The following is a 13,431-nucleotide window of genomic DNA, read 5'->3' as shown; positions in this document are numbered from 1 at the left end:
TGGCCGCGAGCAGGCCGGTTAATCGCGTGCCGGCGCGATCATTTCCGCATAGTCATACAAGGCGCCGAGAATTTCTTCGCCGCGTTCGTCTGTGGATTCCGATAAATTATCGATCTCTTCAAACAGCATATCCACCGTGCGTGCCTTGCCTTCGCCATCGAACAGGCGGGCGGCGCGGTGCTCTTCCCAGCGCTGCTGGTCTTCTGCCGTCAGGGTTTCAGGAAAATTGCGGGCGCGGTAGCGGAATGCCAGTTCTTCGAGGCGCTGATCGTCGAAGCTAATATGCGCAGCGGCCAGCTTTTGCGGCGACAGCGCGCGCAGTTCATTCAATTTGCGGCGATCGTTATTTCCGATGAAACCGCCATACAAGTCTTCGTCGACATCGTTAGCAGCTTCTTCAGGGCGTTGGAATACCTGGCGCCACAAGCCGCTAAGATCGGGCGCCCTGGCGGCAATCTCGGCATGACGCAGCGCCAGCGGAATATCTATGCCCCAGCGCGTCGCCATGTCGCCCGATAACGTTTGCAATTTGTTGATCACCATCGGCGATTTATTCAGATGCACCGATTTCAACGGCAAACGCGTCACACCCTCAGGCAAGGCATCGGTTTTGCTGAACAATCGGGTACGCACGGTATCCGCATCCATGGAAAATAGTTCGCTGGGATCAAACGCCAGGTCCCAGGCCAATATTTCATTCTTGTTGGTGGGGTGTATGCCGATTGGCCACATGACCGCGAGGCAGCCGCGTTCGGCCGGGAACATGCCGGAAATATGCAGGAATGGGCGTGGCGTCGGCAAGCCGATTTCAGCGCCGGCGCGATCTTTCTTGTGTAGTGCGAGGCAGAAATCGAATAATTTCGGCTGATGCTGCCGGATCAGGCGCGCCAGGGCGATCGTCGCCCGCACATCGGACAGCGCATCATGCGCCGCTTCGTGGCTGAGGCCGTTGGCGGCAGTCAGGTGCTCCAGGCGGAAACTCGGCCGTCCCTCATCGTTAAGGGGCCATTGAATGCCGTCGGGGCGCAGGGCGTAAGCGGTGCGCACCACATCCAGGATATCCCAGCGGCCACACTGATTTTGCCATTCGCGCGCATAAGGATCGATCAGGTTGCGCCAAAACAGGAAACGCGTGACCTCGTCGTCAAACCGGATCGTGTTGTAGCCGACGCCTATGGTGCCCGGCTCAGAAAATGCCTTCTCAATCTGTGCCGCGAACTGGTGTTCGGGAACCCCGCGTTCCAGACATACCTGCGGAGTGATGCCGGTAATCAGGCAGGACTGGGGATCTGGCAGGAAATCATTTGCTGGTTGGCAATACAGCATGATCGGTTCGCCGATTTCATTCAATTCGGCATCCGTGCGGATTGCTGCAAATTGGGCCGGACGGTCACGTCGCGGCTGGACGCCAAAAGTTTCGTAGTCGTGCCAGAGGAAGGTATGCGTTGACATTGATGAGGGCTAACGTGCTTGAGAGAGGTGCAGCAGTTTACAGGCATCTTTCCATGCCTGTATAGCAGTTTTACAACGCTTTAAGTCAAATCCTAAGAAGCACCAAAAAGGGGCTTTTAGCCCCTTAAATTCACCAAAATGATAACTGCTATTGGCAATCGAAATTGGATAATTAATGGGGAAACGCTATTCTGATTGTGCGACGCAACAATTGGCTTGCGGTGAACGCAAAACGAAAGAGGAAATCATCATGTCTACAATGACAATCAGCAACAGTTCTAGCATTGCCCGTCCAGCTACTTCGGTACAAGCTGCCAGCGTTTTCAGCAGTGTCGCCGCTTTCTTCAAGCGCCTCGGCAATGCTTATGAGCGTTCGGAAGCAGCACGTAAAGAAGCCTACCTGGCAGAAGCAGTCGACCTGTATGACCTGGAATATCGTATGCAACGCCTGGACCGTGAAAGCGCCCAGACAGCAGCATGGATCAAGGGTTTCTAAGTTTCAAGTTAAGTACAGCGTCAGGTTTTACGGCAGTTAATTGCCGGCAGTAAGCAGTAGTTGTAAATAATAATTGTGTAGTTGCATGGTTGCAAACAAGTAGTTCGGTATCTGGCAGTTCATCTATATCACTGCGTAGCAGTTGGGCATCCCGCCGGCATTGGCCGTCAGACCGGGTTGCCCTGCTGCTCACACAGTGCATTTCTGTTTACAATTCCTGGTATTAATTCAGTTTGATTCCGCGACTAGCGTGAAATGCTCGACCACCGGCGCCACTGCGAAAAATGGCCCGACCACCGCACGCCATTCGGCAAATGCCGGCGATTCGCGAAAGTCGACTGTATGGTTTTCCAGCGTTTGCCAGGAAATCGTCAGCACATAACGTTCCGGCGATTCAATTCCCTTATGTACCTTGAAACCGGCAAAACCTTTGGCTTTGCTGATGATTTGTTCAACTCCGCGTTGAATGGCGGCATCAAACTCCTGTTGTTTACCCGGTTGGATGCGGATATCGGCTAATTCGAGAATCATGGGGGTTTCCATCGTTGTTGGTTGGCGGAATCTGGATTGTCGCATTTTTAGCGGCAATCAACCTTTGTGGATTCCCTGCTGATTGACTATGCTGAAAGCATAACCAGTCATAGGAGACCATCATGTTGGGCAGACAACGACTTTATTTCATGTTGCCGGACGTTTCCAGTGCACGCAGCACACTAGACGAATTGCTGTTGGCCCGGGTCGGGATTCGGCACATTCACTTCTGGGGCGCTGACGGGACATTACCGGCTGATATGCCTGAAGCCAATGTGTTTCACAAAACCGACCTCGCCAATGGAGCAGAAATAGGTTTGCTGGCGGGAGGTGTGCTAGGTCTGCTGTTGGGCATGTGGCTGGTGTATTTCCCTCCGGAGTGGGTACACCTGAACTGGCTGGCGTTGGTGGGTCTGACGCTGGCCGGAGCGGTGCTGGGTAGCTGGATGTCAGGAATGGCGGCGGCGGCGCTGCCCAACTCACGTCTGAAAGCGTTCCATGCCGGGATTGACGAGGGCAAGATCTTGCTCCTGGTCGACGTGCCGTTCAAACGGGTGCCGGAAATTGAGGAGTTAATCGAGAAGCGTCATCCGGAAGCCGCTTTCTCTGGCGTGGAAAAACATCTTCCGGTCTTTCCATAATTTCATCGGACTAGCGATAACGAACACCGGCCATCCCGCCGGTGTTTTTTTATGTCCGCTGTATTGTAATTTTTCCGGATTCTTTGCTGATCGATTGTTATTTTGTTGTTAGCTTCGTACACTAGCTTCCGGTTAAAAACAAAATCAATCATACGGTTCTACGCTGTCCGCCGAGCCAGGTTAATACCAGGCCCGGTCACGGCAGGCAAGTAAATCGACATACAGGGAGGAAATGCATGGCAGCTTCTTATTTTCCCAAATGGCGTCTGCGCGCCAGTACGGCGGACGGGCAGGGACAAGTTATCGCTGCCGACGAGCGTTTGCCGTGGCCGCAAACTTTCGCCATGGGGGTGCAGCACGTTGTTGCGATGTTCGGTTCGACGGTGCTGGCGCCGCTGCTGATGGGTTTCGATCCGAACCTGGCGATTTTCATGTCCGGCATCGGTACTTTGCTGTTCTTTGTCCTGGTGGGCGGCAGGGTGCCGAGCTACCTTGGTTCCAGCTTTTCTTTCATCGGCCTGGTGATTGCGGTTAGTGCCTACGGCGGCCACGGACTCAATCCCAACCTTGGCGTTGCGCTGGGCGGCATCATTGCCTGCGGCGTGGTGTATGCGCTGATCGGCTTGCTGGTAATGGCGATCGGTACGCGCTGGATCGAAACCCTGATGCCGCCGGTAGTCACCGGTGCGGTGGTGGCTGTGATCGGGCTCAATCTGGCGCCGATTGCGGTGAAGGGTGTCAGCGGCAATAATTTCGATGCCTGGATGGCGCTGGGGACTGTCCTGTGCGTCGGCGGCGTTGCCGTGTTTGCGCGCGGTATGCTGCAGCGGCTGCTGATTCTGGTCGGCTTGATGCTTGCATATGTGATTTATGCGGTGCTGACCAATGGCGCAGGGTTAGGTAAGCCGATTGATTTCGGCATCGTTGCGAATGCCGCCTGGTTCGGTATCCCGCATTTTTCCGCGCCGGTATTCAAGGCTGATGCGATGGCTTTGCTGGCGCCGATTGCGATTATCCTGGTGGCGGAAAACCTGGGGCATATCAAAGCTGTGGCGGCCATGACCGGACAGAATCTTGATAAATACATGGGCCGCGCCTTTGTCGGCGACGGCTTGGCGACGATTGTGTCGGGCAGCGTCGGCGGCACCGGCGTCACCACCTATGCTGAAAATATTGGCGTGATGGCGGTGACCAAGATTTATTCGACCTTGGTATTCGTGGTAGCCGCTTGCCTGGCAATCATCTTGGGTTTTTCACCGAAATTCGGCGCCGTGATTCAAACCATTCCAGGTGCAGTGCTTGGCGGCGTCTCGATTGTGGTGTTCGGCCTGATAGCTGTTTCCGGCGCGCGCATCTGGGTCGAAAACAAGGTGGATTTTTCGAACAACCGCAATTTGATCGTTGCCGCCGTCACCTTGGTGTTGGGGGCGGGCGACTTTACCTTGAAACTTGGCCAGTTCTCCCTGGGCGGTATCGGCACAGCGACCTTTGGCGCGATTATTCTGCACGCTTTGCTGCGGGAAAAGAAAGCCTGAGCTATAAGTTAAGCTTGGCGTTTTGTTCACCCGTGTTCACTCATAAAAAACTGCGCAAGGGTCTACCTTGCGCAGTTTTTTTATAACTCAATGTTTCTGCAACGCGCCAATCACCAGCGTTGTAACCGCATAAGCGATGCCAAGCAGGCAGACTGCAGTCCAGCCGCCGTTGGCCCAGGCTAGCGCGGCGCTAGCCGCACCGAGCGCGCCGCCGACAAAAAAGATACCGACGAATAAACCGTTCAAGCGTCCGCGCGCTTCCGGCTGCAACAGGTTGATGGCGCGCCGGCCCAAAGTCTGATCAGTGGTGACGCCGGCATCCAGGGCGATGGCGGCAAGTACCAGCAGGCCGATTGCAAGCAGCGGATGGTCGGCGATCGTAAAGCCGCCCCAACCGGCGCCGGCGACACCCGCCAGCAGCAATGCCGCGATCATCAGCAGATGCGCGGCCAGGCTGGCGGGCCGAGTCCAGCCGCGGTCGCCGATGCGGCCGGCGAGCGGCGCTGCGACGGCTCCGGCCACCCCGGCCAGCGCGAACAGGGCGATATGGCGTTGATTCAGATTAAAGGGCGACTGCGTTAAAAGCAACGCAACCGCGGTCCAGAACAAACTAAAGGTTGCCATCGCCAATGCTGCCGTCAGCGCGCGTCGGCGCAGGACCGGCTGGCTCAGCAGCAAATTCCACAGGGAACTGATCAAGGCCAGGTAAGACAGGCCGGCAACCGGTTGCCGGGTTGGCAGCGTGCGGCTCAAAGTGGCTGCCACCAAGGCTACCGATGCGGTCAGCACCAGGTACAGCAAGCGCCAGCCGCCGAGATCCACCAGTAAACTAGCCAGGGGGCGAGATAGCAGAATGCCCAGCATCAGCCCACTCATCACATTACCGACCACTTTGCCGCGGTGTGCTTCGCAAGCCAGCAGCGCCGCCAACGGCACCATGATCTGGATCGCGCTTGAGGCACTGCCCGCGAGGAAGATCGCCAGCAGGAATATCCAACCGGAAGTTGATATAGTCGCCGCCGCCAATGCCAGCGCGCAGCAAGCCAGCAGACGCACGATCAGTTGGCGGTTTTCCAGCAGGTCGGCCAGCGGCACCAGCAGGATCAGACCGGCGGCATAACCCAGTTGCGGCAGCATGGCGACCATACCGCTCAGGCGGGAATCCAGGCCGAGCGCAGCCGCGATCGGGGCGATCAGGGTTTGGGTTGCGAACAGATTAATGACGGTGATGCCTACTGCGGCGGCAAACAATATTTGCAGAGTGGCTGGGATACCGCCATTGGCGGCGCGTGCGGTGATAGCCGGCGCGGCAGGGTAGGCGGCATTGGGAGGCAAGGGTGCGTTCATGGCGTTCTTCGCTTGGCATGGCTTGCAGCGGGAGCGGCGTAGTCCTATCCCTGGCAAGCGGATTTCAATGAGGTGATTGTGCAGCCGCAATCTTTATGCTACAAGTGAATTATTATCATAACTATTATGCGAGTTTGTTGTGAATACTCATGATATCGAGGCTTTCGTGGCCGTCGTCGAGACCGGCTCGATTGTTGCAGCTGCAACCCGCCTGCATCTGACCCAGCCAGGCATCAGCCGGCGTGTCCAAAGCCTGGAGGACAGGTTGGGAGTCGCCTTGCTGGAGCGTCAGTCGAAACCGCTAAAACCTACCGCTGCCGGCCGCGAGGTATATCAGCGTGGCCGCCGTGTGCTGGGATCGGTTGCGGATTTGCTGGCTGGCGTAGAACCCGGTTCGGAGGCAAGCGGTGAGTTTCGTCTGGGTGTGGCGCCGTTTCTGGCTGAATTGGCCCTGACTCACCCGATTGACCGTTTACGCACAGAATTCGCCAAACTGACCTTGCGCATCACTACCGGCTGGTCGCCGACCTTGCTGACTTTGTTGGAAAGCAATACGATCGATGCCGCAGCGGTGGTGTTGCCGGACGACGTGATGCCGCCCAGTACGTTGACAACACATTTGCTTAGCCACCAGATGCCGGTGATCGTGGCGCACCGTGATGCGGGATTGAGCGAAGGCCGCTTGTCTTTGCGGGAACTGGCATCGCAAGCCTGGGTCCTGAACCAGGATGGCTGCGGCATACGTCGCTCAATCCGCAATACGCTGGACGCAGCCCGTTTGCCGGTCGATGTTGCGGTCGAAGCCTTCGGCACTGAGCTGCAATTGTCGTTGGTGGCGCGCGGCGTCGGCATCGGCATGGTCATGCCTGGCGCCTTGGCGCGCAGTGCTTTTCGCGATCAGTTGCGGGTGTTGCAAGTGCCGGAATTCAAGGCCGGCGTGAATACATGGCTGGTGCATGCTCGCGCGCCGGGACGACTGGCGGCACCGATCGAGCGATTGCGCCTGGATATGAGCGAGATGCTGGATGCGGAGGAACGTTTGCTGGTTTGAGGCGGCTCTAAGGCATCCGTATCATTGCTAATGTGCGGACGCGTGCTTCGCACCATGATTGTCAGGCGACAGGCGACAGGGGGCAGCGGCAATGGAACTTCTCGTGAACATCGATGTTGACAGCATTGAGAAGGCAATTCGCTTCTACGAGGCGTCGTTTGGATTAACGGTCGGTCGACGTTTCGGCGTCAGCGGCGTAGAAATGTTGGGGAGCTCCGCGCCGATCTATCTCTTGGTCAAAGCGCAAGGAACGCAAGCATCGGGCGCAACCGCTCAGCGCCGTACTTACGACCGCCACTGGACGCCAGTCCATCTCGATTTTGTCGTTGAAGACATCGAATCTGCAGTTCAGAAGGCGGTCTCAGCCGGAGCGCAGCTTGAGGAGCCCGTCGCCACGCACAAGTGGGGGCGGCTCGCACTCATGGCGGATCCCTTCGGCAACGGTTTTTGTTTGGTTCAATTTCTTGGACGAGGTTATGATGAGATTGCGGAGTGACGATGGAGCGTCAAATGGTGTCGCCCGTAACCTTCAACCACCAATCGCTGTCTAAGATAAGTGAGAAGTAGCATGGCATATTCCACAATTGAGCGCTGGCACGAGATTATCAAGTCGCGCGACATCGCTTCCTTGAAAGCATTGCTCGCCGATGATGTGGTCTTCGAATCACCGGTTGTTCACACGCCCCAAAGTGGCAATGCGATCACGATCAAATACCTTGCCGCCGCCTTGCATGTCTTAAATAACGGCACGTTCCAATACCTGAATGAATGGCTCGGCCCTGATTCAGCGGTGTTGGAGTTCCAAACAACCTGTGACGGCATCCTGATCAATGGTGTGGACATGATCAGGTGGAACGACAAGGGTTTGATTACACACTTCAAGGTGATGATTCGCCCGCTAAAGGCTGTCAACAAAATTCACGAATTGATGGGCCAGATGCTTCAGCGTGACGCCGCACAACAAGGGTAAAACCGGGATCTCGCTACAATTGGCGTGGCGACAACGACTGTGAACTATCGGCCAAACGAGGATATGGGCGAGGCTGAAACTTCCTCTGGAATTAATTTTGTGCTTGAAATTTTTTCTCGATAAGCTCCACAGCTGTTTTTACGCCATCCTCGCGCTGCATTATTGTTCCTAGTTCGTTTGCCTTATTCTTCATATCACTCGAATGGAGAGTAGAGTTGATCGCACTGGCAAGTTGATCCGTTGTGAGTGTATTGCGGTGCAAGACCTTGCCTCCTGCGCCGATCCTTTGCAATTCACGCCCCCAAAAAATCTGGTCAAAAGCATGTTCCACCACAATGGACGGGCGACCTGCGCGCAATGACGAATGGGTCGTACCTGCGCCACCGTGATGCACTATGGCTGAGCAGTGCGGGAACACCTTGGCATGCGGCGCCTGGCTACATCTGAATATGTTCGGGGATTGTTTCCCGCTCCAGGCTGACTGAATCACGGCACGACATCCGGCTTGCTCGATAGCGTCGAACATTATTTGATCTGTTTGCTCACTGTGGAATGGAGCCAGCGAACCGAATGTCATATAAATTGGCGGTGCGCCTGAATAAATAAATGCCTCCATTCCTTCTGGTGCCGGAATATGGCGATCCGATGCAGGGAAATTCAGGTCGCCGCAAATTTGAATATGATCCCCCCAATCCTGCCGCCGGGCGGTGAGGGTCGGGCTGGATGCAATCAAAGTCAGGTCTTTCGATTCATATAGCTGCTTCTGCATGCTTTCGAGAGGAAGAAGACCCTCACGTCTGCGAATGTTTTCAGCCAAAGAAAACAATTTCTTCCTTCCTACATAGTCACCTAGCATCCACGTCAGCGGATTCAAAACCGATCCTAGATTGGGGCCGAACAAAGGAATATATTTGGTGCGAATCGCCAAGGGAGCGAACGCAACTACCACGCGTGGGCAGCCGGTTTTTTCTGCTGCGGTAAGCAACGTGTGACTCATCATGTGACCGATCACGATGTCATTTTCAGTGCAAAGTTTGTGGGATGCCTGGTACATCGCTTCCACGGCGGGATTGAAAAATTTATCCATCACGAACATGAACTGCTTCATCGGATCATTGGTCCGGACAATCGCCTCCATGGCTTCGTTCATGCCGACTGTAAACTCGTCAAACGCTTTGAAAGAATTGAAACCTCCTGCCGTTGAATATGCAGAGTAGTCCTTGTTGTCTACGCTGGTATAGGCTACTGTCACCTGATGACCGGCAGCCTGCAAGCCTTCCGCCAATGCCAGGAATGGCAGGATATCGCCGTCGCTTCCCCAACTCTGCATCCCGATTTTCATTGCGTATCTTCCTTATCCGGTTTGCACATCATTTTGTCAAAAGAGGGTAGTGGGATTGCAGTAGTGTGCTGACCATTGCCGCTTGCGTATCCACCTTGAATTCGCTATCTCGAAGACCGACCGTCAAACCCAGCAAGTAAAAAGACCAGAAACCAATGGCGACTTCCGTGACGTCGCCGATCGGTGCTATTTCTTTTCTTTGCGCTGCGCCGATAAACAGGAGGCCGATTTTCTCCAGGAATGCCATCGTTTGCGCATGCACAATCTGACCGGCCGGCCCTGTAAGAAATAGCGATTCTTTCACCAGAACCCTGGAAAGCGACTGGTTTTTGGCGTAATAACCGTAAATATCCGAAAGGACATGCTTTAGCTGCAGGTGGATATCTCTCTTGGGTAATGTCTTGAATGCGCGGGCAAGTATCGCCCCGATATCTTCCTCGAAGGCCGCTACCAAAATGGCAGGCTTGTCCGGGAAGTGTTTGAAAAGGGTGCCGAGGCCAACTCCGCAGTGGCTAGCCAACTGGCGCATCGTGGTCAGGTCGTACCCATGCTGTTGAAAGAGGGCGTAGGCAGATTCCAGGATCAGGCGCCGGGTTTCTTCTTTCTGAAGATCTCTGCGATTTGCTTTCTGATTTTCCCTAAGCATCATTAGGCGCTTTCTCTTTTGATCTCTTGAATCTCATGGTTCGGTGAACATGAACCTTTAGTGAACATGTTCACCTTAAATCAAAAAAAATGGCGCGTCAACAGTCGCGCCAGAATGCCCCTTGAGGCAAAGCCTCAAGGTTCTGAATTACGCAATTACTTAGTGGGCTTAATCTTAATAAGCACCCATGAAATCGCGCTTGCCGATTTCCACGCCGTTGTGACGCAGGATGTCATAAGCGGTAGTCACGTGGAAGAAGAATTGCGGCAGGCCATAGCCCAGCAGGTAAGTCTGGCCGCTCAGTTTCTTTTCTTTCGGTGTGCCAGGACGCAATACGATTTCGAGCGTTTCGCTGCCGTCGATTTGCGCCGCGCTCAGGCCGTCGATAAATGCCAATGTCTTCTTGATACGGGCATGCAGGTCGGCGAACGTCTGTTCGTTGTCTTCATATGCCGGAACTTCGGCGCCGGCCAGGCGGGCTGGCACGCTTTTGGCAAAATCGGCGGCGATCTGTACCTGGCGGATCAGCGGAAACATGTCCGGGAACAGGCGTGCTTGCAGGAAGGCGTTAGGGTCGATTTTCTTTTCGGTCGCGTGCGCCTCTGCCTTTGCCAATACGTCATTGAGCGCCGTCAGCATCTGTTTGAAAACGGGAATCGAAGCGCTGTGCATGGAGATGGTCATGAGTGTTCCTTGGTTGGTGTTGCAGAGTGTTCGGGAAAGGTGGTGTGACTAAGTGGGGGTGACGAACTTGCGTGATTATAGTGCTTGCTTGAAGAGTTCGCTGCCGGCGTCTCATTACAGTAAACGCTAAAGTCCCAGCAGCTTTTTCTTGGTGCTGATCCATTCCGAGCGCGAGATAAGTCCCGCCTTGTATTGCGCTGCCAGTCTGTCCAACTGTTCAAAATCTACGGGCGCACGGGTGAGCAGCTGGGAGGCTGCGATCTTTTTCTCGATCTCGCTTTTCAGATTCGCGAATTGGGTGAATTGCCTGCGATTGAACAGCACCGTGTTTTCATCGTTGGCGGCGCGAATGAGGGTGGTGTCGCTTTGCGTACCGCTGGTTAAATAAAAGCGGATATAACCATTGGTCAAAAGTCCGGGCACCTCGATGCGCACCCCGCTGAGGGCGGAAATCGGAATGTCTTTATCGCGGTTCCTTGATTGAGTCAGCCGCGCCATGGCGCCGGCACGTTTTATCTGGACTCGGTCGCTGAGCAGCGTTACCTGGCCATTGATGCCCCGTAACTGTATTTCCACTTGTATGACCGCTGGCTCCACGCTTACTTCCTTCTTTCTTACCGTCTTTTTTGCCTTCTATTTCAATCTTCTCAGTACCGATTTTGTCAGTACCGATTCCGGCCGCCCATGGTCAGATAATGTAACACCGGCTTGCCAAGTAATAAAGACGCCGCACCGAATTTACGGTGCGGCGTCTTTTGCATGCCGATGATGGGGGCTAGCTGCGGGTTGAACCGGGTTTTTACCGGGCTTTTATTTACCCCAGCTGTCTTTCAACGTAACAGTCCGATTGAATACCGGCTTGCCGGGTTTGGAATCAATACGGTCGGCGACGAAGTAGCCATGCCGTTCGAACTGGTAGCGCTCTTCCGCCTTGGCGTCCTTCAAGCCGGGCTCCAGGTAGGCCTTGATCACTTGCTTGGCGTTCGGATTCAAGGCAGCCTTGAAATCCTTGCCGCCGGCATCCGGATGCGGATCCGTGAACAGGCGGTCGTACAGCCGCACTTCTGCTTCTACCGCATGGGCGACGCTGATCCAGTGAATGTTGCCTTTGACCTTGTAGTTGGCGCTGCCTTCGGTGCCACTCTTGCTGTCAGGAAAGTATGTGCAATGCACTGCGATGACTTTGCCATCCGCATCTTTTTCAAAGCCGGTGCATTCGACCACATAACCGTGGCGCAGGCGCACCCGGCTGCCGGGCTTGTCGGCGGTGGGTGGGAACAGGCGGAAATACCCTTTGACCGGGGTTTCCATGAAATCTTCCTGTTCGATCCATAGTGTGTTGCTTATTGGAAAGTGACGCAGTGCGGTAGCGTGTTCCGGATGCGCCGGTGGATAGACCGGTGCGTGACATGCCACGGTTTCGCCTTCAGGGAAATTGTCGATGATCAGTTTCAGAGGTTGCAGCACTGCGCTGGCGCGGGGTGCCTTGGGGTCGAGATCTTCGCGCAGGGCGCCTTCCAGCGAACTCATGTCGATCCAGCCGTCGGACTTGGTGACGCCGGTGCGATCACAAAACAATTGCAGCGATTCCGGCGTAAAGCCGCGGCGGCGGATGCCAACCAGGGTCGGCATGCGCGGATCGTCCCAGCCGTCGACGATGCCTTCATCCACCAGCTGGCGCAGCTTGCGCTTGCTGGTGATCACGTAGGTAACGTTGAGGCGCGAGAATTCGTACTGGTGCGGCACCGGTTTTTGCAGGAAGCCGGCACTGCTCAAATGTTCCAGCAGCCAGTCGTAGAAAGGGCGGTGATCCTGGAATTCCAGGGTGCAGATCGAGTGCGAAATGTTTTCCAGCGCATCCGAAATCGGGTGCGTGAAGTCGTACATCGGATAGATGCACCATTTGTCGCCGGTACGGTGATGATGGGCGTGACGGATCCGGTAGATCGCCGGGTCGCGCAGGTTCATGTTGGGCGACGCCATATCGATCCTGGCGCGCACGATGTGTTCGCCATCCTTGAAATCGCCAGCCTTCATGCGGCGGAACAGATCCAGCGATTCATCGGCCGGGCGGTTGCGGAATGGTGAGTCCTTACCCACTTCGCCGAAATTACCGCGATTGGCGGCCATTTGTTCGGCGCTTTGGCTATCGACATAAGCCAGGCCGGCGGTGATCAGGTATTCCGCCATGGTGTACAACTGGTCGAAGTAGTCGCTGGCGAAGTAAAGATGTTCGCCGGTACTGTCTTTCCAGTCGAAACCCAGCCACCGAACGCTGTCGATGATGGTATCGACATATTCCTGTTCTTCTTTTTCAGGATTGGTGTCGTCGAAGCGCAAGTTGCAGCGGCCGGCATAATCGCGCGCCAGGCCGAAGTTGACGCAAATCGACTTGGCATGGCCGATATGCAGGTAGCCGTTGGGTTCTGGCGGAAAACGGGTGACCACCTGCGGTAACGGCTGTCCCTGGCTGTCCTTGCGCTCGGCGTAGGCGCCCGCGGTCAGATCGGTTTCGATGATGCCGCGCAAGAAATTGGACGAGGCTGGTGCAGGTGGGGTGTGGCCGTTAGTGTGATCGGTGCTCATGGAGAATTGGTTTATACGCTTTGCTGAATGGTAGGGATGTACTTCATTCTACCGTAGCGAGAGCGTTTTCTGGCGCGGCGGGGTAGATTTTGTTGCAGCGCAAATACGAGGCAGCCCAAATAGAACGTTTATCAAAAAGACATTTTATAG

The 13,431-nt window shown here is 55.2% G+C and carries 14 protein-coding genes; 6 read left to right on the top strand and 8 right to left on the bottom strand.

Annotation, left to right across the window (positions count from 1 at the left end):
• Positions 1-18 precede the first annotated feature (18 nt).
• Complete coding sequence (sbcB, locus tag BM205_RS06275) at positions 19-1,452, bottom strand: exodeoxyribonuclease I (RefSeq protein ID WP_092413598.1); 1,434 nt, start codon at positions 1,450-1,452, stop codon at positions 19-21.
• A 175-nt stretch (positions 1,453-1,627) separates the two neighbouring features.
• Here sbcB and BM205_RS24645 point away from each other — a divergent pair, with 175 nt between their 5' ends.
• A complete protein-coding gene (locus BM205_RS24645; RefSeq protein ID WP_371326462.1) occupies positions 1,628-1,948 on the top strand; it encodes a DUF3563 family protein in 321 nt (106 codons plus the stop codon).
• Positions 1,949-2,176: 228 nt separating this feature from the next.
• Here BM205_RS24645 and BM205_RS06265 read toward each other — a convergent pair whose 3' ends face one another.
• A complete protein-coding gene (locus BM205_RS06265; RefSeq protein WP_092413597.1) occupies positions 2,177-2,479 on the bottom strand; it encodes an antibiotic biosynthesis monooxygenase family protein in 303 nt (100 codons plus the stop codon).
• Between the two features lie 122 nt (positions 2,480-2,601).
• Here BM205_RS06265 and BM205_RS06260 point away from each other — a divergent pair, with 122 nt between their 5' ends.
• Together BM205_RS06260 and BM205_RS06255 are read left to right on the top strand one after the other, a co-directional pair.
• A complete protein-coding gene (locus BM205_RS06260) occupies positions 2,602-3,120 on the top strand; it encodes a DUF1269 domain-containing protein (protein WP_092413595.1) in 519 nt (172 codons plus the stop codon).
• Positions 3,121-3,356: 236 nt separating this feature from the next.
• Positions 3,357-4,655, top strand: coding sequence for a solute carrier family 23 protein (locus BM205_RS06255; protein WP_092413594.1), 1,299 nt, complete (start codon positions 3,357-3,359; stop codon positions 4,653-4,655).
• An 87-nt stretch (positions 4,656-4,742) separates the two neighbouring features.
• On the opposite strand, the gene BM205_RS06250 is transcribed toward BM205_RS06255, so the two are convergent.
• The gene (locus BM205_RS06250) at positions 4,743-6,002 is read right to left on the bottom strand and encodes an MFS transporter (RefSeq protein ID WP_254783767.1); all 1,260 of its coding nucleotides are present in this window, start codon (positions 6,000-6,002) and stop codon (positions 4,743-4,745) included.
• Between the two features lie 139 nt (positions 6,003-6,141).
• On the opposite strand from BM205_RS06250, the gene BM205_RS06245 reads away from it, so the two are divergent.
• The 3 genes from BM205_RS06245 to BM205_RS06235 all read left to right on the top strand — a co-directional run bounded on the left by BM205_RS06245 (position 6,142) and on the right by BM205_RS06235 (position 8,023).
• Positions 6,142-7,053, top strand: coding sequence for a LysR family transcriptional regulator (locus BM205_RS06245; protein WP_092413592.1), 912 nt, complete (start codon positions 6,142-6,144; stop codon positions 7,051-7,053).
• A gap of 91 nt (positions 7,054-7,144) precedes the next feature.
• Positions 7,145-7,549 (top strand): VOC family protein, encoded by a 405-nt coding sequence (locus BM205_RS06240; RefSeq protein WP_092413590.1) that lies wholly within the window; start codon positions 7,145-7,147, stop codon positions 7,547-7,549.
• A 72-nt stretch (positions 7,550-7,621) separates the two neighbouring features.
• Positions 7,622-8,023, top strand: a complete 402-nt coding sequence (locus BM205_RS06235; protein WP_092413589.1) for a nuclear transport factor 2 family protein — start codon at positions 7,622-7,624, stop codon at positions 8,021-8,023.
• A 91-nt stretch (positions 8,024-8,114) separates the two neighbouring features.
• Here the strand turns inward: BM205_RS06235 and BM205_RS06230 are convergent, their stop codons facing one another.
• From BM205_RS06230 to BM205_RS06210, 5 genes are all read right to left on the bottom strand, one after another.
• Entirely contained in the window at positions 8,115-9,365 is a 1,251-nt protein-coding gene (locus tag BM205_RS06230; RefSeq protein WP_092413587.1) for a glycosyltransferase, read from the bottom strand.
• Between the two features lie 28 nt (positions 9,366-9,393).
• Positions 9,394-10,014 carry a TetR/AcrR family transcriptional regulator gene (locus BM205_RS06225; RefSeq protein WP_092413585.1) on the bottom strand — a complete coding sequence of 207 codons (621 nt, stop codon included), beginning with the start codon at positions 10,012-10,014 and terminating at the stop codon, positions 9,394-9,396.
• Between the two features lie 171 nt (positions 10,015-10,185).
• Complete coding sequence (locus tag BM205_RS06220; protein ID WP_092413583.1) at positions 10,186-10,695, bottom strand: DUF1993 domain-containing protein; 510 nt, start codon at positions 10,693-10,695, stop codon at positions 10,186-10,188.
• A gap of 126 nt (positions 10,696-10,821) precedes the next feature.
• Complete coding sequence (locus BM205_RS06215) at positions 10,822-11,292, bottom strand: DUF4429 domain-containing protein (protein WP_092413581.1); 471 nt, start codon at positions 11,290-11,292, stop codon at positions 10,822-10,824.
• Between the two features lie 213 nt (positions 11,293-11,505).
• Entirely contained in the window at positions 11,506-13,281 is a 1,776-nt protein-coding gene (locus BM205_RS06210; RefSeq protein ID WP_092413579.1) for a glutamine--tRNA ligase/YqeY domain fusion protein, read from the bottom strand.
• Positions 13,282-13,431: the final 150 nt, after the last annotated feature.

It is taken from the genome of Collimonas sp. OK307, assembly GCF_900113705.1.
Taxonomy (GTDB): domain Bacteria; phylum Pseudomonadota; class Gammaproteobacteria; order Burkholderiales; family Burkholderiaceae_D; genus Collimonas.
This window is presented reverse-complemented; position numbering and strand designations above follow the sequence as displayed.